Here is a 23,396-nt window from a genome sequence, read left to right as displayed (position 1 = left end):
GTTACAGCACCTGCGACAGGATTACGGCCAGTGCGCCGATCCAGCACACCAGCACGAACCAGGCCAGCACTGCGTTGGCGGTGATGCCGCGCTTGCGCACCAGCAGGCTCACCACCAACGCGGCCACCAGCGGCACCAGGAACAGGGCCAGGAACCAGATCCAGGGGTGCTGCAGCGTCATCGTGGCGCGTCCACCACGATGTACTGCACGGTGGTGCCCACGTAGCGTGGCTGGTACCAGCCATTGCTGCACTGCTGATAGCCGATGCCATCCACCACGATGGTGGTGCAGTCCACCGGCAGCGAGTACACCACCGAGCGGGTGGTCGCGGCCATGCTGGACTGTGGCAGCGCACGCAATGCCTTGCCCATGCCGGTCAGCGCGCCGATGGCCTCGGGATCGACGGCGGCGGACGCTGCGGTATCGGCAACGGACGGCGCAGCGCTGGCGGTATGCGACGCCAGCGGAACGGCCAGCAAGGCTGCAAGCAGCAGGCAGCAACGGCAAGGACGCATGGTGCTCTCCTGTGGGTCCGGGCCTGCCAGGCAGGCCATGCCCCACTGTGCGCACCCGCTACGGAGCGGACAACCGGAGTTACACCGACGCGGCCTAGGTATTTCTACCGGTCACGGCGCGCGACGTGGATCACCGCCACCACCGGCCACCCACGCGTCCACGGCCTGCTCCACCACGGTCATCGGCATCGCACCGTTGCCGAGGATCAGATCATGGAAGGCGCGGATGTCGAAGCGATCGCCCAGCTGCTTCTGCGCCTTGGCGCGCAGCGCCAGCAGGCGCAGCTGGCCCATCTTGTAGGACGAGGCCTGGCCGGGCTGCACCAGGTAGCGGTTGACTTCGATCCGCACGTCGGACTCGGTCATGCCGGTCTTCCCGCGCATGTAGGCCACGGCCTGCTCGGGCGTCCAGCGCTTGCGGTGCAGGCCGGTGTCCACTACCAGGCGCACCGAGCGGAACATCTCGGCCTGCAGGCGGCCGATGTCGCCGGCCGGATCGTCGCGGTAGACGCCGGCTTCTGCCATCAGCTGCTCGGCATACAGTGCCCAGCCTTCGGAAAACGCACTGGGATTGAGGCTGCGGCGCAGCAGTGGCAGGTCGGTCAGGGTCTGCCCGATCGAGATCTGGAAGTGGTGGCCCGGCGACCCCTCGTGGTAGGTCAGGGTGGGCGTGCTCCAGCGGGTGTTGGAGGCCATGTCACCCAGGTTGATGAAGAAGGTGCCCGGGCGCGAGCCGTCCATCGCCGGCGGGTAGTAGTAGCCGCCGGGCGAGGTGGCCTGCATGTGCGCCGGCACCGGCTGCACCAGCAGCTTCTGCGGCGGCAGGTGGCCGAAGTAGGTGGGCAGCAGCGGGTCGAGGTCACGCAGGCGCTGTTCGATATCGCCGATCAGTTCCCTGCGGCCGGCATCGCTGTCGGCGTAGCGGTAACGCGGATCGTCGCCCAGGGCCCGGATGCGCTCGGCCACGGTGCCATCGCGCAGGCCGATCTCGCGCAGGCGCGCGTCCATGCTCTTTTCCAGGCGCGCCACTTCGTCCAGGCCGATCTGGTGGATGGCATCGGCGCCCAGGTCGGTGCTGGTGTACCAGCGCAGGGCCGCATCATAGAACGCATCGCCGTGCGGCAGCGCCCACATGCCCTTGTTGCCGGGGTGGGTGGCCTGCAGTGCCTGCACGCGGTCGAGCAGGCGCTGGTAGCCGGGGTTGACCGAATCGCGAACGGCCACGGTCGCCTGTTCGAGCAGCGCGGCGCGCTCGGCGACCGGAATCGCCGGCAGTTTGTCCAGCTTGCGCTGCAGCGAAGCCACCCACAGGCTGTCCTCCGGCGCCGGTTTGAGCAGTGTGCGGAACTGGCTGGCCGCGCCGGCCAGGGCCAGTTCCGGCGGCACCACGCCCTGCGCGGCCTGCATGTCCACGTTTGCGCGCACCTGGTCCAGCTTGCTGCCCATGGCGTCCAGGCGGGCGATGTAGTGGCGCGCCGTGGTCACATCGGTGACGGCGTGCTGGTTGTCGAAGAACTGCGGAAGGTTCACCGGCAGGCTGAACAACTGGTCCACCGCATAGGTGCTGCCCCCCACCGGCAGCCATGCCGCGGCCCACGGCACCGCCATCAGGTCGATCTGTGCCTGGTAGAACCAGCGCGCCAGGCCGTCGCTGAGCTGTTGCTGCGGGTCCAGCGGTGCACCCTTCCAGGCCTTGATCGCAGCCAGGTTGTCGGCCAGGAAGCGCCGGTTGACCTCACGCTGGGCCAGCGACACGTCGGTGAGCCGGTCGGAGGTATCGGCCGCGCCGTCGCCGCTGATCCCGAGCAGGGTTTTCAGTTCGGGATCGGCTTTGATCGCGGCCATGGTCTGCGCATCGAGCAGTGCATTGAAGCTCTGCGCGTGCGGCACGCCTGCAGTAGCGGGTGCAGCCTGTGCAGCGGCGGTGACCGGCAACAGCGCGGTGGCGATGGAGAGGCAGAGCAGGGCGGGGACGGCGAGCGTGAATGACGGCACGGGGCGGACTCCTGCAGCGGGCGGGTGCCCCGCAGCCTAAGCCAGTGCGGGCGCCGCGTCAGCTGCGCCGTTCGAAGCCATCGGCGCTCCAGTCCTCGCTGCCCACCCCGTGATGGATCACGAACAGGCTGTCCGGGTCATAGCGCCGCTTGGCCGCCAGCAGGCGAGGGTAATGCGGGCCCCAGAACGACTGCTGCCAGTCGCGCTGGAAGAAGTCGCACTCGGACACATAGGTCGGTGCACGCGGCAGCACCGCGCGCAGGGCGGCGTAGGAACGCCCGACCCGCGCTGCCCCTTCGCGGGCTTTGGCTTCATCCACCGTTCCGCCACTGCCCGCGTACACCGGGCCACCGGCATTCCCGATCAGCGCCAGCGCGAAGGCATCCAGCACCGCCGGATGGGTCGCGGTGTCGCCGCTGGCGGCAAGGGCGTCGGCCGGGGCGCCAAACAGCCCCTTGTTGCAGTGCAGTTCGACCGGCATGTGCGCGGCCGCGCTGCAGATCGCTGCCGCCGCTGCATCGCGCTGTGCATCGCCGAGCAGCGCCGAGGGCATCCACGCCGACGCATAGCCATGCAGGTACCAGCCCACCTGGCCCTGGTCGCCCTTCCAGAGCATGTGGGCAGGCGCGGCGCCCGGGCGGGTGTCCCCGGCGATCAGCGTCGGGGCATGCTTGCGGAAGAAGTCCGCGTCCCACATGTGCTGGGCGGGCAACGCCAACGCCTGCAGGGGATCGATCACGGTGTATTGCGGGCGCGCGGCCACCCACGCTTCAAACGGGGCCCACACCGCGGCGGCCTGTTCCTGGCTCAGCCCCTGGAACACCATCGACGCCCCGAAGGTGCGATGGCTGTCGAAGCGCAGCTGTTCGCCCCACTGCGGCGTGCACAAGGCATCGCGGCAGAAGCGCAGTACTTCGGCGGCCAGCGCCTGGAAGCTGTCGTCGCTGTCGGCCCGCACCTTCATCGACACCCCGCCAAACGTGGCGGGCAGTACATGGGTGCGCAGCGTGATCCGGGTCACCACGCCAAAGCTGCCGGCGCAGCCGCCCTTCAGTGCCCAGAGCAGCTCGGGATCCTGGGTCGCGTTGACCACCCGCACACGGCCGTCGGCGGTGACCACTTCGGCTTCGAGCAGGCTGGCCGCTGCGGTGCCGAAACCCTTGGAGAAGCTGCCGAAGCCGCCGCCGGTGACCAGCCCGGTCACGCCCACCGAGGTGCAGCCGCCGCCCTGGACGTAGCGGCCGGCGCGGGTGGTGACCGCATCGTAGGCATCGATCCACATCGCCCCGGCACCGAGGCTGACCGCCGGCTGCGCGGCGGTACCGGCGGGCGCGCCCTGCGCCACGAAGGCATCGTGCAGTTCCACCGCGTTCATGGCGCGCGTCCAGACCAGCAGCGAATCCGGCGCGCAGGAGGTGCCGTGGTAGCTGTGCCCGCCGCCCTTGACCACCAGCCGCAGCCGGTGCCGCCGCGCGAAGTCGACTGCCGCGGCGACATCGGCGCTGTTGGCGGCAGCTACCACCCGCGCGCTGGGCCGCGACAGCCAGGCCCCGTGGTAGCCACTGGTCTGGGTCAACCCAGGCTGGTCGCCGATGAAGAACGGGTTCTGGATCTGCGCCAGTGCCTCGGCGCGGGTGCCGGCATCGCCGAGGAAGGGCGACACCGGGATCGACAGCCGTCCACCGACGGCGTTGGAGAGCTGGTCCCATTCGCTGGCAGAGGGCCACCCGGCGGTACCGGGACGGACACGGGCGAGGGCATTCCTTGACCCGGCTGAATTGCCCGCGGCCGCTTTTTGAACCAGCGGGAGCAAGGGCAGGGCCAGCCCGGCTTTCAGGCAGTCACGACGTTTCATGGCAGTCACAGGCAGAGGGCGATGAACCCAGCATGTGCTCGTCAACCCTTGCTGTCATTGGCGTGGGGCCGAATGACGGTCACCCGGGACGAATGGCGGCCGCGGGGTGACGTGGGTGTTGGCCGCTTCGCGGTCACGCGGCCCGGATCGACCAGCACGCGGCGGTGAACACCACCCGATCACCCCGCACGAACGGTGCGAACGCGTCGACCACGGTCGACAGCACCCCCTGCCGGACGTCCGGATCCAGCCCTTCGGCGCGCAGTGCCTGTCCGACCGGTCCCAGCAACGACACGTAGGTCGGCAAGGCGTCGCGGGCGATGCTGCATTCCACGTCGAGCGGGGCGATGTCGATGTGATCCCAACCACTGTCATCCAGGATCTTCCGCACGACGCCTGCATCGGCAAACGCAAACTGTCCCGGCCCCCCTTCGGCCCGTGCCGGCAGGGTCAGCAGCGGCGCTGCCGCGCGCTCGGCGGTGGTCATGAACGGATTATCGGCCGGACTGCGCCAGGCAATGGCATGCAGGCGGCCACCACGCCGAAGCGCCTGCCGTAGGTTGCCGAACGCGCGCACCGGATCATCGAAGAACATCACCCCGAACCGCGACACGATGCGGTCCAGGCTGGCGGGGGCAAAGGGATGCTGCTGGGCATCGCCCACGGCGAAATCGATGGTTTTGCCCGCCGCCAGCGCCCGCTCGCGCGCCACGGCGATCATCGGCGCGGAAATATCCACCCCGCTGCAGCGGCCCTGCGGACCCAGCCGATCGGCAATGGCCAGGCAGACCGCCCCGGTGCCGCAGCCGACGTCCAGCACGCGCGCATCGGGCTCGGCGGCAATGGGATCGGCAAGAACCGGCTCGAAGCCGGCGAACATGCCGTCGAGCAGCGACTGCGCCTGTACCCAGGCATCGCCGGCCGGGCCGTTCCAGAGGTCGTGCTGCGAAGGCGGGGATGCGGCGTGGGGCATGTTGGGCACTCCGGGAGGATTCCGCGCACTGTGCCACCTCAACCGTGATTGAGGTCAAGCGCCGGGCAGGGCCTGCGCATCACCCCGGATCACCCCATCAACGTCCCGGCCAACAGCTTTACGTTGAGCACCACGATCACCGCGGCAATCACCCAGGCCAGCGTCAACAGCCAGCGTGGCGCGACCAGCGTGCCCATCCGTGCCTTGTCACCGACGAACATCACCAGCGGAATCACTGCGAACGGCAGCTGCATCGACAACACCACCTGGCTCAGCACCAGCAGCCGCGCCGTTCCCTGTTCGCCATAGATCGCGGTGACGATCACCACCGGCACGATGGCGATGCCACGGGTCAGCAGGCGGCGCGCCCAGGGCGCGATGCGCAGGCGCAGGAAGCCCTCCATCACGATCTGCCCGGCCAGGGTGGCGGTCACCGTGGAGTTGATGCCCGAGGCGAGCAGCGCCACCGCGAACAAGGTCGATGCCAGCCCGACCCCCAGCATCGGCGCCAGCAGCTCATGGGCCTGTTCGATCTCCTGCACATCGGTGCGCCCGTTGGCATGGAACACCGCCGCGGCCAGGATCAGGATCGAGGCATTGATGAACAATGCCAGCATCAAGGCGATGGTGCTGTCGGTCACCGCCCAGCGCAGCGCGCTGCGCCGGCCGCTGTCGGTGCGCGGGTAGGCGCGGGTCTGCACGATGGACGAATGCAGGTACAGGTTGTGCGGCATCACCGTGGCCCCGATGATGCCGATGGCCAGGTACAGCGCATGCGGGTTGGTGACCACCTCCGCGCGCGGGATGAAACCGCCCAGCACCGCCTGCAGCGGCGGCGCGGCCAGCGCGATCTGCACCGCGAAGCAGGCGAAGATCACCAGCAGCAGGGCAATCACGAACGCTTCCAGCGCACGGAAGCCACGATGCATCAGCCACAGCACCAGCACCACGTCCACGGCGGTGATGATCGCGCCCATCATCAGCGGCAACCCGAACAGCAGCTTGAGCGCGATGGCGGTGCCGATCACCTCGGCCAGGTCGCAGGCGATGATCGCGATCTCGCACAGCACCCACAGGCACAGATTCACCGGTCTGGAGAAATGGTCGCGGCAGGCCTGCGCCAGATCGCGCCCGGTGGCGATGCCCAGCCGGGCCGACAGCCCCTGCAGCACGATGGCCATCAGGTTGGAGAGCAGGATCACCGACAGCAGCAGGTAGCCGAACTGTGCGCCACCGGCGATATCGGTGGCCCAGTTGCCCGGGTCCATGTAACCCACCGACACCATGTAGCCGGGGCCCAGGAAGGCCAGCAGCCGGAACCACCAGTGGCCGCCCCTGGGTACGGCCACGCTGGCGTGCATCTCGCCCAGGCTGGGGCGATCGCCGGTAGCCTGCGGCCATGCGCTGGTGGTCGGGGAGGTGGGGTCCGCGCTCATGCGGGCGAATATAGCAGAGGCTATGTTATCAAGGTGAGGGCATCGGCCACGAACGCATGCCATGGGTATGCGGCAGGCTGGCCTTCATGGCGTCGATGAAGGCGCGCAGCCGCGAGGGCATCTGGCGCGCGGCCGGATAAACCAGATGCACCGGCAACGGCGGCGCCTCCCAGCCAGGCACCAGCTGCACCAGTCGGCCGTCGCGCAGGTCATCGCCCACCAGCCACGCCGACACCACCGCCGCGCCCAATCCGGATACCGCCGCGCGGCGCGCCACGAACAGGTTGTCGGTGAGCAGGCGCGGCTGGATGTCCACCCGCAGCGCTGGACCGTCATCGGCCGGCAGCAGGGTGAAACGGTCGCGGTAGAAGGTGGTCAGGGCGATCCACGGCAGGCCGGGCAGCAGGGTCGGGTCGCGTGGGTCGGCCGCTTCCAGCAGCGAGGGCGCGGCGATGACGATGCGCGGCACTTCGGCCAGCGGAACCGCCACCAGTTGCGGTTCCTCCACGCGTCCCACCCGGATGGCGCAGTCGATCCCGTCGGCAATGAAGTCCACCGGCTGGTCCTCCAGCATCCACTCCAGCGTGACCTGGGGATGGCGGGCCATGAACTGCAGCATCGGTTCCAGCAGTTGGGCCTGGCCGAAGGCATGTGGCACCACCACCCGCAGGCGCCCGCGTGGCACGTCCACGTCACCACGCAGGTCGGCCTGGATCGCGTCCCAGTCGTCCACCAGGGCCCGGGCGTGCGCATAGCAGCGTTCGCCGTCTTCGGTCAGCGTCATCTGGTGGGTGGAACGCTTGATCAGGTGCAGGCCGAACAGCCGTTCCAGGGTCTGCAGGCGGCGGCTGACGGTGGGCTGGGTGGTGCCCAGCTGTACGGCGGCGGCGGAGAGGCTGCCGCTTTCGACGATGCGGACAAAGGTGGCCAGCAGGTCGATACGGTCCGCACCCGGTGCCGCGGAAGGAGTGCTCATACAACCTTCGTATGATGGATATGTACCGAAGCCTACTACACGCCTTCTCGTTCAAGGAGGATGCTGGCGCCACTTTCTTCAGGCGTGGAGTGGCTCATGTCCAGCGTGCATATTCCGGCGGTCGCCGTCCCCCGGCCTGCGGTGCCGTCGCGGCTGATCGTCGCGATGGCGGCCGGGGCCGGGTTTTCGGTGGCCTCGATCTACTACAGCCAGCCCATGCTGGGCGTCATCGCCAGCGGGCTGGGCAGCGACGCGCAGTCCACGGGCATGGTTCCGACCCTGACCCAGCTGGGCTACGCGTTGGGCATCCTGCTGCTGGCGCCGCTGGGCGACCGCGTCGACCGCCGGCAGCTGATCCTGCTCAAGTCGCTGGTGCTGGCCGCCGCGCTGGCCGGCGCGGCGCTGTCGGGCAGCCTGCCGACGCTGCTGCTGACCAGCCTGCTGATCGGGTTGATGGCCACCGTGGCCCAGGACGTGGTGCCCTCGGCGGCGATGCTGGCACCGGAAGCCGAACGCGGCGCGGTGGTGGGCAAGGTGATGACCGGCCTGCTGCTGGGCATCCTGCTGTCGCGCGTGGCCAGCGGGCTGGTCGCCGAGGCACTGGGCTGGCGGGCGATGTTCGGTATTGCCGCCGGCTCGGTGGTGGTGATGGCGCTGGTACTGGCGCGCGAGCTGCCGCACCTGGCACCGACCACGTCGTTGCGGTATCCGGCGTTGCTGCGTTCGCTGGCCCACCTGTGGCGTGGACAGCCGCAGCTGCGCCGTGCGGTGTTCGCGCAGGGGCTGCTGGCGGTGGGCTTCAGTGCGTTCTGGTCGACGTTGGCGGTCATGCTGCACGACCGCTACCAGCTGGGCAGTGCGGTGGCCGGTGCCTTCGGCATTGCCGGTGCTGCGGGTGCGCTGGCGGCGCCGCTGGCCGGGCGCTGGGCCGACCGGCTGGGCAGCCACGCGGTGGCGCGCATCGCCATCGGGATTGCGCTGCTGGGCTTTGCGATGCTGCTGCTGGATGCGTGGTTGCCGCGGGTGGCGATCGTGCCGTTGCTGGCCATCAGTGCGGTGGTGTTCGACTTTGGCTTCCAGGCCGCGTTGGTCTCGCACCAGACGCTGGTCTATGGACTGGCGCCGGAAGCGCGCAGCCGGCTCAATGCGCTGCTGTTCACCGGGGTGTTCCTGGGCATGGCGGCCGGTGGTGCGCTGGGCGCGGTGGTGCTGGCGCACTTCGGGTGGCCGGGCGTGGCGACGCTGGCAACCGTGTCGGCAGGCGCCGCCCTGCTGGTCCGCATGCGCTGAGGCCGCAGTTGCCGGCCCTAGCGGTCGTGGGTGGCGTCGTCCAGGCTGATGATGCCGCGCTTGAGGGCCAGGGTGACCGCGTGGGTGCGGTCGCGGGCCCCGAGCTTTTCCATGATGTTCTTCATGTGCGCCTTCACCGTCTGTTCGGAGATGCGCATCTGTTCGCCGATGCCCTTGTTCGAGCGACCGCTGGCGACGTGGCCCAGCACTTCGGTTTCGCGGGGGGACAGGCTGTCCTCCACCACGTGCGCGGCGATGCTGGCGGCCAGGGTGGCCGGAATGCCGGCGCGGCGGCCGCTGTGCACGGTGCGGATGGTGTCCACCAGTTCGTGGCGCAGCATGTCCTTGAGCAGGTAGCCGCTGGCCCCGGCCTGCAGCGCACGCACCGCCCGCACATCGCCGCGGTAGGTGGTGAGCACGATGATGCGCGCGCGCGGGTCATGGTGGCGGATGCGGGTGATCGCTTCCACGCCGTCCACGCCGGGCAGCTGCAGGTCCATCAGCACCACGTCCGGGTGCAGGGCCAGGTACTGGGCCACGGCCTCCTCGCCATCGGCGGCTTCCCCGAGCAGGCGCATGTCCGGCTGCATGTCCAGCAGGGCAGCCAGGCCATCGCGCAGCAGGGGATGGTCGTCGACCACCAGGATGCCGATCGACGGGGAGGAAGGGGTCATGCGGAATCTCCAGGGTGCGCCGCCAGCGCCAGGGAAGGATTGTCGCAGGCGCGGGGCCGGCCACGCCCCCTCTTTCGGGTGAGCGCCTCCCCCAAAAGAGTAGCTGCGTTCACCACCCAAGGGGGGTAGGGCAACCGGGCCGCGGCCGCCACCATGGCCTTACCCGCCCACCAAGGATTTCCCATGACCACCGCCACCGCCGTTCCCGGCGCCTCGCTGCTGTCGCCCGCCGACCACGCCCTGGTGCTGATCGACTTCCAGTCGCAGATGGCGTTCGCCACGCGCACCATCGATGTCGCCGCGCTGCGCAACAATGTCGCGCTGATCGCCAAGGGTGCCGCCGGCTTCAAGGTGCCGGTGGTGCTGACCACCGTGGCCGAAAAGTCGTTCTCCGGCCCGATGTTTCCGGAGATCGCGCCGATTTTCCCCGGCCAGAAGGTGTTTGACCGCACCTCGATGAACTGCTGGGAAGACCAGGCGGTGATCGATGAGATCAACCGCATCGGCAAGCAGCGCGTGGTCATCGCCGGTCTGTGGACCAGCGTCTGCATCGTCGGGCCGGCGCTGTCGGCGATCGACCAGGGCTTCGAGGTGTACGTGATCACCGACGCCTGCGGCGATGTCAGCGACGAAGCGCACGAACGTGCGGTCACCCGCATGGTCCAGGCCGGCGCGGTGCCGCTTACCTCGGTGCAGTACCTGCTGGAACTGCAGCGCGACTGGGGCCGCAGCGCCACCTACGACCTCACCACCGGCATCGCCCGCGAACACGCCGGCGGCTATGGCCTGGGCATCCAGTACGCCAAGAGCATGTTCGGCGCACAGGAAGGCGGCCACTGAGCATGGGCGGCGCCACCGGCCTGGATGTGGGGCTGCTGGTGCTGCGGCTGGCGGCAGGAGGATTCCTGCTGCCGCACGCGTTGGGCAAGCTGTTCGGCTGGTTCGGGGGTCCCGGGCTGGCCGGTTTTGCCGAGGAACTGCGCGGGTACCACCTGCCGGCGCCGGCACCGGTGCCACTGCTGCTGGCCGTGGTGCAGGTGCTTTCCGGCCTGGCCGTGCTGATCGGCTGGCAGGCCCGCCCGGCCGCCACGGTGGGCGCGCTGTTCCTGGCCATGACCGCCGTGCTGGCCCTGCCCAAGGGCTGGTTCTGGATGCGGGGCGGGATCGAGTATCCGTTGTTCTGGACACTGGCCCTGTCGGCCATTGCCCTCGCCGGTCCGGGCGCGCTGGCGTTGCACCTTTGATTGAAGAGAGAAACCCATGACGACGCTGCTCCTCCGCAATGCCCGCATCACCACGCTGGACCCGCGCCTGCCGCAGGCCGACGCACTGGCGGTGGTGGACGGGCGCATCGCCGCGATCGGCACCGAAGCCGAGGTGCGCGCCGGGCTGGCCGAGGCAACCGTGATCGACGCGGGCGGCCGCCGCCTGGTGCCCGGGCTCAACGACAGCCACACGCACCTGATCCGCGGCGGCCTCAACTACAACCTGGAGCTGCGCTGGGACGGGCTGCGCTCGCTGGCCGACGCCATGGCCATGCTCAAGGCGCAGGTCGACATCACGCCGGCACCGCAGTGGGTACGCGTGGTGGGCGGATTCACCGCCGAGCAGTTCGTGGAAAAACGCCTGCCGACGCTGGCCGAGCTCAACGCCATCGCGCCGGATACGCCGGTGTTCCTGCTGCACCTGTACGACCGCGCGCTGCTCAACCGCGCCGCGCTGCGCGCCTGCGGCTACGACAAGACCACGCCGGACCCGCCGGGCGGGCAGATCGTGCGCGACAGCCTAGGCAATCCCACCGGGCTGCTGCTGGCCAAGCCCAACGCACTGATCCTCTACGCGACGCTGGCCAAGGGGCCGCGCCTGCCGATCGAGTACCAGGCCAACTCGACGCGGCATTTCATGCGCGAGCTGAACCGGCTGGGGATCACCTCGGTGATCGACGCCGGCGGTGGGTTCCAGAACTACCCCGAGGACTACCAGGTCATTGAGCAGCTGCATCGCGACGGTGAACTGACGGTGCGCATCGCCTACAACCTGTTCACCCAGAACAAGGGCAAGGAAGCGCAGGACTTCCAGCACTGGAGCGAGATCCTGGCCCCGCGCCAGGGCGACGACTTGCTGCGCCACAACGGTGCGGGCGAGATGCTGGTGTTCTCCGCGGCCGATTTCGAACTGTTCAACGAGCCGCGACCGGAACTGCCGCCGGGCATGGAGCCGGAACTGGAGGAAGTGGTCAAGCTGCTGGTGGAAAAGCGCTGGCCGTTCCGCATCCATGCCACCTATGACGAGAGCATCGACCGCATCCTGGATGTGTACGAGCAGGTCAACCGCGAGATCCCGTTCGATGGCCTGCACTGGTTCATCGACCATGCCGAAACCATCACCCCGCGCAACATCGACCGCATCCGCGCGCTCGGCGGTGGCCTGGCGATCCAGCACCGCATGGCCTACCAGGGCGAGGCGTTCGTGCAGCGCTACGGCGCCGACGCCGCACGCCACACGCCTCCGGTACGGCGCATGCTGCAGGCCGGCGTTCCGGTCGGTGCCGGTACCGACGCCACCCGCGTGGCCAGCTACAACCCGTGGGTGGCGCTGTCCTGGCTGGTCACCGGTCGCACCGTCGGCGGACTGGCGCTGTATGGCGAAGAGAACCTGCTCGAGCGCGAAGAGGCGCTGCGGCTGTGGACCCAGGGCAGTGCCTGGTTCTCCGGCGACGAGGGCCGCAAGGGCACGCTGGCGGTCGGCCAGCTGGCCGACTTCTGCGTGCTCTCGTCGGACTTCTTCGCGGTGGACGATGCCGGCATCGCCGATATCACCAGCGTGCTGACCGTGGTCGGCGGGCGGGTGGTGCACGGCGATGGTGACTTTGCCCCGCTTGCGCCGACCCTTCCTCCGGCGATGCCGGACTGGTCGCCGGTGAACCGCTTCGGCGGGTACCACGTGGGCGGCGCCGCCACCGGCCTGGTCGCGCATGCGCATGCGCACGCCCACGGCGGCGCCTGCCGCACCCATGGCCACGGCCATGCAGCGGCGCACCCGGTGCCGACCGACGCGCCCACTGCGTTCTGGGGCGCGCTGGGATGTTCGTGCTTCGCGTTCTGAGCCTGGCGTTGGCGACGGCACTGCCGTCGCTGGCATCTGCCTGCACGCCTGGCGATACCGGTCGCTGCATCGCGCTGGACGGCGGCGGCGACGTGCAGGTGGATGCCTCGCTGCGCCTGCGGGGCATGTATTACGACCCGACCCGGTTCGGCATACAGGGTAGAGAGGACGGATACGGCCTGCTGCGCGCGCTGGGGTCGGTGGCGGCGCACCGCGGTCGCTGGGATGGGCTGGTGCAGCTTGGCGTGCACGCAGAGCAGGGGCGCGCCGGCGGGCCCGGCGGCACCGACCAGGGCGCGCTCGACCTGCAGCAGGGCTTCGTGCGCTGGCAGGGCGACCATGCAACGTGGCAGCTCGGCCGGCAGGAGGCCGCTTATGGCAGCTCGCGCCTGCTTTCGGTGCGCGATGGGCCCAACATCCGGCTGGCGTTCGATGGCGTGCGCGGGCGGTGGCAACAGGGCGCGCTGAAACTCGACGTGATGGCGCTGCGCCCGGTCGACAACCGCAGCGGCGCCTTCGATGACCGCGGCGACCGTGGCCAGTACCTGCTCGGCAGCTACGCCACCTGGCAGCCTGGGCGGCCGGGCACCGGCATCGACCTGTACGTGCTCGACTACGCTCGCGATGGCGCACGCTTCGCCAGCGCGGTCGGCGACGAACGCCGTACCTCGCTCGGCACGCGCGCCTTCGTGCTGCAGCCACGCTGGGACGCCAACATCGAGCTGGTCGCGCAGCGCGGCACCCTGTCGCGTGCCCAGGGCAACCTGGCGATCCGCGCCTGGACGCTGGCCACCGACAGCGGGCTGCGCTGGCCCACGCGGCGCTGGCAGCCGCGGCTGGGCGTCAAGCTGGACATCGCCAGCGGCGACCAGGACCCCGGCGATGGCCGCTTGAACACCTTCAACGCGATGTACCCCAAGTCGGCGTACTTCAGCGAAGCCAGCCTGCTGGCGCCGGCCAACCTGATGGACGTGCAGCCGACGCTGACCTTGACCCCGCGCCCGGGCCTGACCACCGACATCGGCTGGCAGCTGGCGTGGAAGCATCGCCGCAGCGACGCGGTCTACACCACGCCGGCGCCACTGGCCGCGGTGCCGGGCACGGCCGGCACGCCGCGCCGCATCGGCCAGCAGTACAAGTGGGAAACCAGCTGGGAGGCCAGCGATCACTGGACCTGGAAAGGCCAGCTGGCCTGGTTCGAGGCCGGTCCTGGCCTGCGTGCGGCCGGTGGCCGCGACACCCTGTTTGCATCGGTAGTAGGAGCATGGCAATGGTAAGTACACATGACAGCGCCGCCCCCGGCGCGTGGTCGCCGCTGAAGATCCGGCTGTTCCGCGCGATGTGGCTGGCCATCCTGGGCAGCAACGTCGGCACCTGGGTCAATGACGTTGCCGCCGCCTGGGTGATGGCCGAGCGCACCGGATCGCCGCTGATGGTGGCGCTGGTGCAGTCGGCCACCACGGTGCCGGTGGTGCTGCTGGCGCTGGTCGCCGGCACGTTGGCCGACATCGTCGACCGCCGGCGCTACCTGCTGTTCACCCAGGGCTGGATGCTGCTGGTGGCCGCCACGCTGGCCACCCTGACGGCACTGGGCATGCTCACGCCCCCGCTGCTGGTCCTGCTGACCTTCGCGATGGGCTGTGGCGCGGCCATGGCGATGCCGGCACAGGCCGCCATCGTGTCCGAGCTGGTGCCGCGGCCGATGCTGGCATCCGCGGTGGCGTTGAATTCGATCGGCATCAACATCGCGCGCTCGCTCGGCCCGGCCATCGGCGGCCTGATCGTGGCGCAGCTGGGCGCGGGGTGGGCGTTCGGCCTGAACGCACTGAGTTTCGCGGCCATGCTGTGGGTGCTGTTCAACTGGAGACCCGATGCGCTTGCCTCCGCCTTGCCGCCGGAAGGCTTCGGTGCCGGGCTGCGCGCCGGCGTGCGCTACGCGTTGCGCGCCGGCCGCCTGCAGGCGGTATTGATCAAGTCGGCAGGATTCTTCTTCTTCGCCAGCGCGGTGACCGCGCTGCTGCCGCTGGTGGTACGCAGCGAACTGCACGGCGGGGCAGGCACGTACGGGCTGCTGCTGGGCTGCATCGGCATCGGCGCGGTCAGCGGCGCGCTGGTGCTGCCGAGCCTGCGCGCACGGCTGGACCGTGACCTGCTGGTGCTGCTGGCCACGCTGGCCTGCGCGCTGAGCCTGTTCGGGCTGGCCTGGCTGCGGCACATGGCGCTGTTGCCGCTGGCGATGCTGGTGAACGGGTTTGCCTGGATCACGGTGCTGTCCTCGCTGCAGATCGCCGCGCAGACCGCGGTGCCGGCGTGGGTGCGGGCGCGCGCGCTGTCGCTGTACATCATGGTGTTCTCGCTGGGCATGGCTGCCGGTGGGCTGAGCTGGGGCAGCATCGCCCAGCGCACCTCGATTCCGCTGGCGCTGACCCTCGCGGCAGTGGGCGCGGTGATCGGCGGGTTGCTGGTGTGGCGGGTGCGCATTGCCGGCAGCGAGGAACTGGACCTGCGCCCGACCGGGCATTGGCCCGCGCCCGAGCTGGCGGTACCGGTCACCCACGACCGCGGCCCGGTGCTGGTGACGGTGGAGTACCACATCGATGATGCCGACCGTGTCGCGTTCCATGCGTTGTTGGGTGAGCTCGGCCGTACCCGCCGCCGCGATGGCGCGGTGATCTGGGGCGTGGCCGAGGACGTGGCCACGCCAGGCATCCACCTGGAATATTTCGTGACCCCGTCCTGGATCGAGCACCTGCGCCAGCATGAGCGGGTCACCGCTGAAGACCGGATCCTGCAGGAGAAGGTCAGGGCGCTGCACCGCAACGAGCATGCGCCGATCGTGCGCCATTTCGTAGGCGGCACCGGCGCCTTGAAGGCGTTGCAGCACGGTCACGAGCATCCGGCATTGGGTTGATGGCATCTTCTTAACCGCAATGCGCGTATGGTCGATGCTCTTTGAGCTGGAGTGGATGCATGCGCTGGATCGTGTTGTTGGCCGCCTTGGCCATGCCGTTGGTGGCGTGGTTGTCCCAGACCGGTCAGTTCGGCCCGACCAACGGTGCGATCTCCGACCGCTATCCCACGTTGCTGGTCGCGGCCGGCTATGCGTTTTCGATCTGGGGCCTGATCTTCCTGTGGGACGTGGCCTTCGGGCTGTGGCAGCTGCGCCAGCGCCGGCCCGATGACAACGCCGGCGCGCGCGGCTGGGCCGCCGCCGGGTTCGCGCTGACGGCGGCGTGGATGCCGGTGTTCTCCAACCAGGCGTTCCTGCCGGCGCTGGCCATCATCTGGCTGGCGCTGGTGTGCCTGCTGGTTGCCGCGGTACGCGCGGCGCCGGCCACCGCCAGTGCCGGGCAGCGCGCCTTCGCCGCCTATCCGCTGGCGCTGCACGCGGGCTGGCTGACCATGGCCGCCTTCCTCAACACCGCCCAGGTGATCGTGGCCTACCAGTGGCTGCCGACCGGCGACATGCTGTCGTGGAGCGTGGTGCTGCTGGCGCTGGCCACGCTGCTCGCGTGGGTGATGAATTACCGCCTGCGTGGGCACTTCGCCTACCCGGCGGCGGTGATCTGGGCGCTGGTGGGCGTGTACATCAAGCAATCCGGCTGGCGCCTGCCGGGTGCCGATACCGTTGCGGTGCTGGCGCTGGCCGTGGCCGCGCTGCTGGTGCTGCAGACCCTGCTGCTGCGCACCCGGGCCTGGCGCGCACCGCGCGTGGGCGTGGTCGCCGCACACCGCCATCGTCGTTGATACAGGAGATCCGCATGCGCGCTGCATTGCATGAACAGTTTGGTGACCCGACCGTCGTCCTGCATGGCGGTGAGGCCGCCACGCCTGAACCCGGTGCGGGCGAGGTGCGCATCCGCACCGTGCTGGCGCCGATCCACAACCATGACCTGTGGACCGTGCGCGGCCAGTACGGTTACAAGCCCGAGCTGCCTGCCATCGGCGGCAGCGAAGGCACCGGCGTGATCGACGCCCTGGGCGAGGGCGTGACCGGCCTGCAGGTGGGGCAGCGGGTCAGTGCGGCGTCGGTGCATGGCACCTGGGCCGAACAGTTCATTGCACCAGCGCGGATGGTGATTCCGATGCCGGACAGCATCAACGATGAAACGGCCGCGCAGCTGATCGCCATGCCGCTCAGCGCGTTGATGCTGCTGGAATTCCTGCAGGTGGGAGCCGGCCAGTGGATCGTGCAGAACGCGGCCAATGGTGCGGTCGGCAAGGCATTGGCGATGCTGGCCAAGGCGCGTGGCGTGCACTGCGTGAACCTGGTGCGGCGCGATGCGGGCGTGGCCGAAATGGCGGCGCTGGGCATCGACAACACGATTTCCACCGCGCAGGCGGACTGGCTGGCGCAGGTGCAGGCGCGGGTAGGCGAGGGTGCGGCGGCGGCGGTCGATTCGGTCGGCGGGCGTGCCAGCGGCGAGTTGCTCGGGCTGCTGGGCGAGGGCGGCACGCTGGTGTCGTTCGGCTCGATGACCGGCGAGCCGATGCAGCTGGGCTCGGGTGACGTGATCTTCAAGCAGGCCGTGGTGAAGGGCTTCTGGGGCAGCAAGGTGAGCCAGAACATGGCCCCGGAGAAGAAACGGGCGCTGGTGGGCGAGCTGCTGAAGCTGGCCGCCACGGGCGGGTTGAGCCTGCCTGTAGATGCCGTGTTCGGGCTGGATCAGGTAGCCGAAGCGGCGAAAGCCAGCCTCGAACCGGGCCGCAACGGCAAGGTGCTGCTGCGCCCGTGACGGCGTGGCGTTACACGCGCAGCGCGTCGATCACCACGCGCAGTGCGCTGGAGGACTGCCGGCGGCTGGGGTAGTAGGCATGGAAGCCGTCGAACACATCGCACCAGTCCTGCATCACCCGTTGCAGGCGCCCGGCGGCGATATCCTCCAGCACCATGTCTTCCAGCAGGTAGGCCAACCCGGCACCGGCCAGTGCGGCGCGGTGCATGGCGATGCTGCTGTTGAAGGTCCACTGGCCCTGTACGCGCACGTTGACGTTCTGCTCGTCCTTGCGCAGGTCCCACACCATCAAGCCGCCATGGGTGGGCAGGCGCAGGCCGATGCAGTCATGCGCGGCCAGGTCGCCCGGCCGTTGCGGTGCGGCGTGGGTCCGGAAGTACGCCGGACTGCCGACGATCGCCATCCGCTGCGGGCCGGTGACCGGCACGGCGATCATGCCCTGCGCGACCCGTTCACCGAGCCGGATGCCGATGTCGTAGCGCTGTTCGACGATATCGGCCAGCCCGTAGTCGATGGTCAGTTCCACCTTCAAATCAGGGTAGCGGGGCAGTACATCGGCCAGGCGGGGCCACACCACCGTGTTGGCCACGTGTTCGGACGCGGTGATGCGGATGGTGCCGGCGGGGTGGTCACGGTACTCCGCCACCGCCGCGATTTCCGCTTCGATTTCCTCCAGCCGCGGTGCCACGCTCAGGTAAAGACGCTCGCCGGCCTCGGTCATCGACACGTTGCGGGTGGTGCGGGTCAACAGCCGCACCCCGAGCCGTTCCTCCAGTGCGCGTACGGTATGGCTGAGCGCGGACTGCGAAACACCCAGCTGCGCCGCAGCGCGGGTGAAGCTGCGCTCGCGTGCCACGGTCACGAAGACCTGCAGATCGTTGAAATTTTCGCGGGCCATGAGGGCAGCGGAGGCGCATGACGGTCATGCCAGCCCATGATGGCCGGGAGCCACGGCGATTGGTAGGGGCGTGGGGTGCAGGCTAAAATCGCGGTTCTTCCGTGACAACCGCGAGCCCGCCATGAATGACACCCGCTTCTATCCCATCGGTACCCCCGGCCAGCCCTGGGGCGCTGCAGAGAAGGCGGAGTGGCGGGCGCGGCAGTTGCCGGTGCGGCGCTATGCCGACAATGTGCTGCCGGTGCTGGAACGGCTGCGCGCCGGGTTCGAGGTGGTCCAGTACGGCACCCTGGAGTACGCACCGGACCGCTACCCGCTGTTTGCCGTGCGCAGCCGCGACTGGAACCCGGCGCTGCCGTCGGTGCTGGTCACCGGTGGCGTGCACGGCTACGAAACCAGCGGCGTGGAAGGCGCGCTGCAGTTCCTGGCCACGCGTGCGGCCGACTACGCCGGGCGTGCCAATGTGCTGGTCGCGCCGTGCGTGAGCCCGTGGGGCTACGAGCGCTTCCAGCGCTGGAATGCCGATGCGACCGACCCGAACCGCTCGTTCGTGGCCGACAGCCCGGCGCAGGAGTCGGCGGCGCTGATGGCGCTGGTGGCACCCCTGCGTGACGGCATGGTGCTGCACATCGACCTGCACGAAACCACCGACAGCGACGAAAGCGAGTTCCGCCCGGCGCTGGCCGCGCGCGATGGCAAGCCGTTCGCCCCGGGCCTGATTCCCGATGGCTTCTACCTGGTGGACGACACCGAAAACCCGCAGCCGGCGTTCCAGCAGGCGGTCAACGCGGCGGTGGAGCAGGTGACCCATATCGCCCCGGCCGACGACAAGAACGAAATCATCGGTTCGCCGGTGGTGGCGCCTGGCGTGATCGAGTATCCGCTGAAGAAGCTGGGGCTGTGCGCCAGCATCACCGGCGCGCGCTTCACCACCACCACCGAGGTCTATCCGGACAGCCCGCGCGCGACCCCGCAGCAGTGCAACGATGCACAGGTGGCGGCAGTGTGCGCGGCGATTGATTACGCGCTTGCCCATTGATTGAGCGTTGCATGCACACAGGGCGTGAGCCTACGCCCTCACCCAGCGTGCGGTGATGCCGACCAGCAGCAGGGCAGCGGCCACCAGGCAGAAGGCCGTTACCAGGCTGCTGGCCTGGGCGACGAAGCCGATCAGTGCAGGGCCCGCCAGCACACCGGCGTAGCCCAGCGTGGTGATGGCGGGGATGGCCAGGCTTTCGGGCATGGTCTTCTGGTTGCCAGCCATGGAGAACAGCGCCGGCACGATGTTGGCGCAGCCCAGGCCGATCAGTGCGTAGCCGAGCAGGGCCGGCAGCAGGGCGCCGGCAAAGGTGGCGATGCCGAAGCCGGCCGCGGCCACGATGCTGCCCAGCAGGATCGCGCGCAGGCGACCGAGTTTCGCCACGATGCCGTCGCCGACCAGGCGGGTGAGGGTCATGGCGATGGCGAAGGTCATGAAGCCCAGGCCGGCGCGGTCCGGTGGTACCTGCTGCACTTCATGCAGGAACACCGCGCTCCAGTCGAGCATGGCGCCTTCGGCAAGGAAGGCGACGAAACAGAGCACGCCGATCGCCAGCACCACGCCATGCGGGATCGCAAACACCGGCGCGCCACTCGGCGCGCGGTCACGCCGCCAGTACGGCACTGAAACCGCCAGCACCACCACCATCGCTATCGAAGCGAGCACGCACACCCACAGCGGTGGCAGCCGCAGCGCGAGCAGCGCGGTCATCGCAGCGGCCCCCACCGCACCGCCGATGCTGTAGAAGGCGTGGAAGCCGGACATCATCGGCCGCCCGCTGTCGCGCTCCACCATCACCGCCTGGATGTTCATGGTGCAATCGCAGGCGCCCACACCGGCGCCGAACACGAACAGGGCCAGGCCCAGTGTCCACGGCGAGGGCGCGACCGCCAGCAGCGGCAGGCTGGCCATCACCATCAGCAGGGTGGCGATCATCACCGCGCGGCAGCCATGGCGGGCGGCCAGGATGCCGGCCAAGGGCATCGCCAGCAGCGAACCGGCGCCCAGGCACAGCAGGACCAGCCCCAGAGAGCCTTCATCCAGCCCGGTACGGCTCTTGGCGAACGGCACCAGGGGTGCCCAGGCGGCGGTGGCGAAGCCGGGCAGGAAAAACGCCGCACGGGTGGCGTGCTGTTCGGCGCGCGTGCCGCGCGCGGAAAGAGCGGAATCGATCATCACGGCAACCTCAGTACGGCGCAGCGCGCTGGATGTAGACGCCACGACGCGCGAATGCGGCTACCTGCGCGTCAGGAGCGTCGTGCTCGATCACCAGCAGGTCGATCTGCTCGACCCCGCCCACGCGGTAGGCGGCCTGCGTGCCGAGCTTGTCGTTGGTGGCTACTGCAACGCAGCGGCTGCTCGCCGCCAGCGCTGCCCGCTTGAGAGGAGCTTCTTCGCCATCGATGGCCCACAGGCCCGCCTCCGCATCGACCGCGCAGGTGCCGATGAAACAGACATCTGCGCGCAGCCCGGCCACCGTCTCCAGCGCCTGCGCACCGATGCAGGCACCTGCGCGGGGATCCAGCCGCCCGCCGATCAGGGTCACCTCGATCCCGCCGCGCGCCAGCAGCGCCAGGGCGATGTCGGGAGCATTGGTGATCACATGCAGGCCCTGCTGTTGCGGCAGGCACGCGGCGATGGCGCTGTTGGTGGAACCGGCATCGAGCAGGATGCGCTCACCTGGGCGGACACACGCAGCGGCGGCCAAGGCCAGCGCGTGCTTCTGCGCCGGCTGCTGCGCGTGGCGTGCGGGCAGGGGCGGGAATTCCACTGCCGCCGGCAGCGCACCGCCGTGGACTTTCCGGCAGAGCCCCTGGCTGGCCAGCTCGCGGAGGTCGCGTCGGATCGAGTCCTCCGACACCTCCATCTGCAGCGCGAGCTGGGCTGAAAACACGCGGCCCTGTTCGCGCAGCAGGCGCAGGATGGTCTGTTGGCGTTCGCCGGGTAGGGTATCGGGAGTCATCATGCGCGAACTGTACCTGATTCAGTGCGCGAATGTGCATGAATGTGCGTGATAGCGCGTGTATGCGCAGTTGCGGTTCAGTCCAACCGCTGCAGCTCCGGCGTGACCAGCGCCGCCATCCAGTCCATGAAGGCGGCCACCCGGCGTGGCAGATGTCGTCGCTGCGCGTACAACAGGGTCACCGGCATGGGCTCGGCCACGCACGCCGGCAGCACTTCCACCAGCGTCCCAGCGGCCAGCGCCACGCGCGCACCCAGCCGTGGCACCTGGATGATGCCCAGCCCCGCCAGCGCCGCGGCACTGTAGGCCTCGCCACTGTTGACCGTAATCGCGCCGCGCATCGGCACACTGCGGTAGGCCTGGCCGTCGTGGTACTCGAAGCCCGGCGAGCGCTGGCCCAGCGTGCCCACGTAATGCACCAGCGCATGGTGGGAGAGATCCTCCAGCGAGTACGGCATCCCCCGTGCAGCCAGGTACGCCGGGCTGGCGCAGTTGACGATGTGCATCACCCCCAGCGGGCGCGCCACCAGCGTGTTGTCGTCCAAAGGGCCGACCCGGACCACGCAGTCGAAGCCTTCGCGGACCAGGTCGACGCGGCGGTCGGTACCGCTCAGCTCGATCTCCAGTCCCGGGTGCCGGGCCAGGAAGTCCGGCAGGTGGGGAATCACCAGCTGCCGGGCCAGCCCGCTGGACATGTCCACCCGCAGCCGGCCCTTGAGCTGGGTGTCACGGCGGAACATGCCCTGCAGATCCTCCATGTCGTCCAGCAGGTCGCGGGCGCGCTGCTGGAACTGCGCGCCGTCGGCGGTCAGCCGCACCCGGCGGGTGGTCCGGTGCAGCAGCTGCACGCCCACTTCCGCTTCCAGCCGCTGCACGGCCAGCGACACGCTGGCCTTGGGCAGGCCCAGCTGCTCGGCAGCGGCGGTGAACGAGCCCAGTTCGGCAACACGCAGGAAGCTGCGCAGGTGGTCGAGGCGGTCCATGGATTGTTCGCTCTGGCTGGACAGTCAAATCAGGATCGCGCGGTTTATGTGATGGCGCAATGCCAATAGTCTGGCGTCACACCTCACCCAGGAGCACCCCATGTCCCACTCCCCCTCACGCGTTGTCCTGATCACCGGCGGCAGCCGCGGTCTCGGCCGCAATGCCGCCCTGGCGCTGGCCGCCGACGGTGCCGACATCCTGCTGACCTACCGCAGCCGGGCCGATGCGGCCGACGCCGTGGTCGCCCAGATCGAGGCGCTGGGCCGACGTGCCGCCGCGCTGCCGCTGGACATGGCGGACAGCGCTGGCTTTGCCGGCTTCGCCGAGGCCGTGCAGGCGCAACTGCAGGCCTGGGGCGCGGCCGGCCTGCAGGGGCTGTTCAACAACGCCGGCGAAGGCCTGTATGCCGGTTTCGCCGACACCACGCCGGCCCAGTTCGACGAGCTGGTCGCCGTGCACCTGAAAGGGCCGTACTTCCTGACCCAGGCGCTGCTGCCGCTGATCGCCGATGGTGGCCGCATTCTCAACGTGTCCAGTGGCCTGGCCCGCTTCTCGCTGCCGGGCAGTTCGGCCTACGCGATGATGAAGGGCGGCATCGAAGTCTTCAGCCGGTACCTGGCCAAGGAACTGGGCGCGCGCGGCATCAGCGCCAACACGCTGGCACCCGGCGCGATCGAAACCGACTTCGGCGGCGGGCACGTGCGCGACAACGCCGACATCAATGCGATGGTGGCCGGCAACACCGCGCTGGGTCGCGCAGGGCAGCCGGACGATATCGGGCCGGTCGTCGCCGCGCTGCTGTCGCCGCGTACGGGCTGGATCAACGCGCAGCGCGTGGAAGCGTCGGGCGGCATGTTCGTCTGAGTGCGAAAGCGTCGCATTCGCGCAAGACGGTATGATGGGCGGCCTTGTCGCCCCTGCAGAGACTGTCTTGCGCGCTTCCGTACCGTTGCACC

Annotated in this window: 22 protein-coding genes; 10 read left to right on the top strand and 12 right to left on the bottom strand. The window is 69.4% G+C overall.

Translation table 11 applies throughout. The features are described 5' to 3' along the window. Position 1: 1 nt before the first annotated feature. The 7 genes from SOM39_RS17090 to SOM39_RS17060 all read right to left on the bottom strand — a co-directional run bounded on the left by SOM39_RS17090 (position 2) and on the right by SOM39_RS17060 (position 7,751). Positions 2-181 (bottom strand): hypothetical protein, encoded by a 180-nt coding sequence (locus tag SOM39_RS17090; RefSeq protein ID WP_184123379.1) that lies wholly within the window; start codon positions 179-181, stop codon positions 2-4. Further along, on the bottom strand, positions 178-516 hold the full coding sequence (locus tag SOM39_RS17085; protein ID WP_320459053.1) for a hypothetical protein: 339 nt from the start codon (positions 514-516) through the stop codon (positions 178-180). Before SOM39_RS17085 ends, SOM39_RS17090 begins: the two co-directional genes overlap by 4 nt. A gap of 111 nt (positions 517-627) precedes the next feature. Continuing rightward, positions 628-2,511: a DUF885 domain-containing protein gene (locus SOM39_RS17080; RefSeq protein ID WP_320459052.1), complete on the bottom strand. Its 1,884-nt coding sequence runs from the start codon at positions 2,509-2,511 to the stop codon at positions 628-630. Between the two features lie 58 nt (positions 2,512-2,569). Continuing rightward, positions 2,570-4,366 carry an FAD-binding protein gene (locus SOM39_RS17075; RefSeq protein ID WP_320459051.1) on the bottom strand — a complete coding sequence of 599 codons (1,797 nt, stop codon included), beginning with the start codon at positions 4,364-4,366 and terminating at the stop codon, positions 2,570-2,572. A gap of 133 nt (positions 4,367-4,499) precedes the next feature. Further along, positions 4,500-5,339: a class I SAM-dependent methyltransferase gene (locus SOM39_RS17070; protein ID WP_320459050.1), complete on the bottom strand. Its 840-nt coding sequence runs from the start codon at positions 5,337-5,339 to the stop codon at positions 4,500-4,502. Positions 5,340-5,428: 89 nt separating this feature from the next. Further along, positions 5,429-6,775: an Nramp family divalent metal transporter gene (locus SOM39_RS17065; RefSeq protein ID WP_320459049.1), complete on the bottom strand. Its 1,347-nt coding sequence runs from the start codon at positions 6,773-6,775 to the stop codon at positions 5,429-5,431. 28 nt (positions 6,776-6,803) lie between these two features. Next, positions 6,804-7,751: a LysR family transcriptional regulator gene (locus SOM39_RS17060; protein ID WP_093535782.1), complete on the bottom strand. Its 948-nt coding sequence runs from the start codon at positions 7,749-7,751 to the stop codon at positions 6,804-6,806. 165 nt (positions 7,752-7,916) lie between these two features. Between SOM39_RS17060 and SOM39_RS17055 the strand changes: the two genes are divergently transcribed. Beyond that, positions 7,917-9,041 carry an MFS transporter gene (locus SOM39_RS17055; RefSeq protein WP_414715894.1) on the top strand — a complete coding sequence of 375 codons (1,125 nt, stop codon included), beginning with the start codon at positions 7,917-7,919 and terminating at the stop codon, positions 9,039-9,041. A gap of 17 nt (positions 9,042-9,058) precedes the next feature. Here the strand turns inward: SOM39_RS17055 and SOM39_RS17050 are convergent, their stop codons facing one another. After that, positions 9,059-9,715 (bottom strand): response regulator, encoded by a 657-nt coding sequence (locus SOM39_RS17050; protein WP_068852421.1) that lies wholly within the window; start codon positions 9,713-9,715, stop codon positions 9,059-9,061. A 183-nt stretch (positions 9,716-9,898) separates the two neighbouring features. On the opposite strand from SOM39_RS17050, the gene SOM39_RS17045 reads away from it, so the two are divergent. The 7 genes from SOM39_RS17045 to SOM39_RS17015 are packed head-to-tail and all read left to right on the top strand — an operon-like array spanning position 9,899 to position 17,556. Then, positions 9,899-10,555: a hydrolase gene (locus SOM39_RS17045; RefSeq protein WP_093535780.1), complete on the top strand. Its 657-nt coding sequence runs from the start codon at positions 9,899-9,901 to the stop codon at positions 10,553-10,555. Between the two features lie 2 nt (positions 10,556-10,557). Further along, on the top strand, positions 10,558-10,959 hold the full coding sequence (locus tag SOM39_RS17040; RefSeq protein ID WP_320459047.1) for a DoxX family protein: 402 nt from the start codon (positions 10,558-10,560) through the stop codon (positions 10,957-10,959). 16 nt (positions 10,960-10,975) lie between these two features. Continuing rightward, complete coding sequence (locus tag SOM39_RS17035) at positions 10,976-12,820, top strand: amidohydrolase (protein WP_320459046.1); 1,845 nt, start codon at positions 10,976-10,978, stop codon at positions 12,818-12,820. Further along, the gene (locus SOM39_RS17030) at positions 12,799-14,097 is read left to right on the top strand and encodes an alginate export family protein (protein ID WP_320459045.1); all 1,299 of its coding nucleotides are present in this window, start codon (positions 12,799-12,801) and stop codon (positions 14,095-14,097) included. The genes SOM39_RS17035 and SOM39_RS17030 overlap by 22 nt, the downstream gene beginning before the upstream one ends. After that, a complete protein-coding gene (locus SOM39_RS17025) occupies positions 14,091-15,731 on the top strand; it encodes an MFS transporter (RefSeq protein WP_320459044.1) in 1,641 nt (546 codons plus the stop codon). Before SOM39_RS17030 ends, SOM39_RS17025 begins: the two co-directional genes overlap by 7 nt. A gap of 59 nt (positions 15,732-15,790) precedes the next feature. Then, entirely contained in the window at positions 15,791-16,567 is a 777-nt protein-coding gene (locus SOM39_RS17020) for a hypothetical protein (protein WP_095363916.1), read from the top strand. Positions 16,568-16,581: 14 nt separating this feature from the next. Then, positions 16,582-17,556, top strand: a complete 975-nt coding sequence (locus tag SOM39_RS17015) for a zinc-binding dehydrogenase (protein ID WP_210132669.1) — start codon at positions 16,582-16,584, stop codon at positions 17,554-17,556. A 10-nt stretch (positions 17,557-17,566) separates the two neighbouring features. On the opposite strand, the gene SOM39_RS17010 is transcribed toward SOM39_RS17015, so the two are convergent. Next, a complete protein-coding gene (locus SOM39_RS17010; protein WP_095363918.1) occupies positions 17,567-18,454 on the bottom strand; it encodes a LysR family transcriptional regulator in 888 nt (295 codons plus the stop codon). Between the two features lie 121 nt (positions 18,455-18,575). Here SOM39_RS17010 and SOM39_RS17005 point away from each other — a divergent pair, with 121 nt between their 5' ends. Further along, positions 18,576-19,493 carry a M14 family metallocarboxypeptidase gene (locus SOM39_RS17005; RefSeq protein ID WP_320459043.1) on the top strand — a complete coding sequence of 306 codons (918 nt, stop codon included), beginning with the start codon at positions 18,576-18,578 and terminating at the stop codon, positions 19,491-19,493. Positions 19,494-19,523: 30 nt separating this feature from the next. Here the strand turns inward: SOM39_RS17005 and SOM39_RS17000 are convergent, their stop codons facing one another. The 3 genes from SOM39_RS17000 to SOM39_RS16990 form a co-directional block, all read right to left on the bottom strand. Then, positions 19,524-20,669 carry an MFS transporter gene (locus tag SOM39_RS17000; protein ID WP_320459042.1) on the bottom strand — a complete coding sequence of 382 codons (1,146 nt, stop codon included), beginning with the start codon at positions 20,667-20,669 and terminating at the stop codon, positions 19,524-19,526. Positions 20,670-20,679: 10 nt separating this feature from the next. Continuing rightward, positions 20,680-21,459, bottom strand: coding sequence for a DeoR/GlpR family DNA-binding transcription regulator (locus SOM39_RS16995; protein WP_320459041.1), 780 nt, complete (start codon positions 21,457-21,459; stop codon positions 20,680-20,682). A gap of 74 nt (positions 21,460-21,533) precedes the next feature. Then, positions 21,534-22,439 (bottom strand): LysR substrate-binding domain-containing protein, encoded by a 906-nt coding sequence (locus tag SOM39_RS16990; RefSeq protein ID WP_320459040.1) that lies wholly within the window; start codon positions 22,437-22,439, stop codon positions 21,534-21,536. Positions 22,440-22,539: 100 nt separating this feature from the next. Between SOM39_RS16990 and SOM39_RS16985 the strand changes: the two genes are divergently transcribed. Further along, the gene (locus SOM39_RS16985) at positions 22,540-23,304 is read left to right on the top strand and encodes an SDR family NAD(P)-dependent oxidoreductase (protein ID WP_320459039.1); all 765 of its coding nucleotides are present in this window, start codon (positions 22,540-22,542) and stop codon (positions 23,302-23,304) included. Positions 23,305-23,396: the final 92 nt, after the last annotated feature.

This window comes from Stenotrophomonas sp. CFBP8994 (assembly GCF_034044835.1).
Taxonomy (GTDB): domain Bacteria; phylum Pseudomonadota; class Gammaproteobacteria; order Xanthomonadales; family Xanthomonadaceae; genus Stenotrophomonas; species Stenotrophomonas rhizophila_A.
Note: the sequence above shows the minus strand (reverse complement) of the source record. Positions and strands in the feature narration are given on the sequence as shown.

Coding starts and splice junctions, on each gene's coding strand:
- SOM39_RS17090 (WP_184123379.1), bottom strand. CDS start 181: ATGACGCTGCAGCACCCCTGGATCTGGTTCCTGGCCCTGTTCCTGGTG.
- SOM39_RS17085 (WP_320459053.1), bottom strand. CDS start 516: ATGCGTCCTTGCCGTTGCTGCCTGCTGCTTGCAGCCTTGCTGGCCGTT.
- SOM39_RS17075 (WP_320459051.1), bottom strand. CDS start 4,366: ATGAAACGTCGTGACTGCCTGAAAGCCGGGCTGGCCCTGCCCTTGCTC.
- SOM39_RS17070 (WP_320459050.1), bottom strand. CDS start 5,339: ATGCCCCACGCCGCATCCCCGCCTTCGCAGCACGACCTCTGGAACGGC.
- SOM39_RS17065 (WP_320459049.1), bottom strand. CDS start 6,775: ATGAGCGCGGACCCCACCTCCCCGACCACCAGCGCATGGCCGCAGGCT.
- SOM39_RS17060 (WP_093535782.1), bottom strand. CDS start 7,751: ATGAGCACTCCTTCCGCGGCACCGGGTGCGGACCGTATCGACCTGCTG.
- SOM39_RS17055 (WP_414715894.1), top strand. CDS start 7,917: ATGGCGGCCGGGGCCGGGTTTTCGGTGGCCTCGATCTACTACAGCCAG.
- SOM39_RS17050 (WP_068852421.1), bottom strand. CDS start 9,715: ATGACCCCTTCCTCCCCGTCGATCGGCATCCTGGTGGTCGACGACCAT.
- SOM39_RS17045 (WP_093535780.1), top strand. CDS start 9,899: ATGACCACCGCCACCGCCGTTCCCGGCGCCTCGCTGCTGTCGCCCGCC.
- SOM39_RS17040 (WP_320459047.1), top strand. CDS start 10,558: ATGGGCGGCGCCACCGGCCTGGATGTGGGGCTGCTGGTGCTGCGGCTG.
- SOM39_RS17035 (WP_320459046.1), top strand. CDS start 10,976: ATGACGACGCTGCTCCTCCGCAATGCCCGCATCACCACGCTGGACCCG.
- SOM39_RS17030 (WP_320459045.1), top strand. CDS start 12,799: ATGTTCGTGCTTCGCGTTCTGAGCCTGGCGTTGGCGACGGCACTGCCG.
- SOM39_RS17025 (WP_320459044.1), top strand. CDS start 14,091: ATGGTAAGTACACATGACAGCGCCGCCCCCGGCGCGTGGTCGCCGCTG.
- SOM39_RS17020 (WP_095363916.1), top strand. CDS start 15,791: ATGCGCTGGATCGTGTTGTTGGCCGCCTTGGCCATGCCGTTGGTGGCG.
- SOM39_RS17015 (WP_210132669.1), top strand. CDS start 16,582: ATGCGCGCTGCATTGCATGAACAGTTTGGTGACCCGACCGTCGTCCTG.
- SOM39_RS17010 (WP_095363918.1), bottom strand. CDS start 18,454: ATGGCCCGCGAAAATTTCAACGATCTGCAGGTCTTCGTGACCGTGGCA.
- SOM39_RS17005 (WP_320459043.1), top strand. CDS start 18,576: ATGAATGACACCCGCTTCTATCCCATCGGTACCCCCGGCCAGCCCTGG.
- SOM39_RS17000 (WP_320459042.1), bottom strand. CDS start 20,669: ATGATCGATTCCGCTCTTTCCGCGCGCGGCACGCGCGCCGAACAGCAC.
- SOM39_RS16995 (WP_320459041.1), bottom strand. CDS start 21,459: ATGATGACTCCCGATACCCTACCCGGCGAACGCCAACAGACCATCCTG.
- SOM39_RS16990 (WP_320459040.1), bottom strand. CDS start 22,439: ATGGACCGCCTCGACCACCTGCGCAGCTTCCTGCGTGTTGCCGAACTG.
- SOM39_RS16985 (WP_320459039.1), top strand. CDS start 22,540: ATGTCCCACTCCCCCTCACGCGTTGTCCTGATCACCGGCGGCAGCCGC.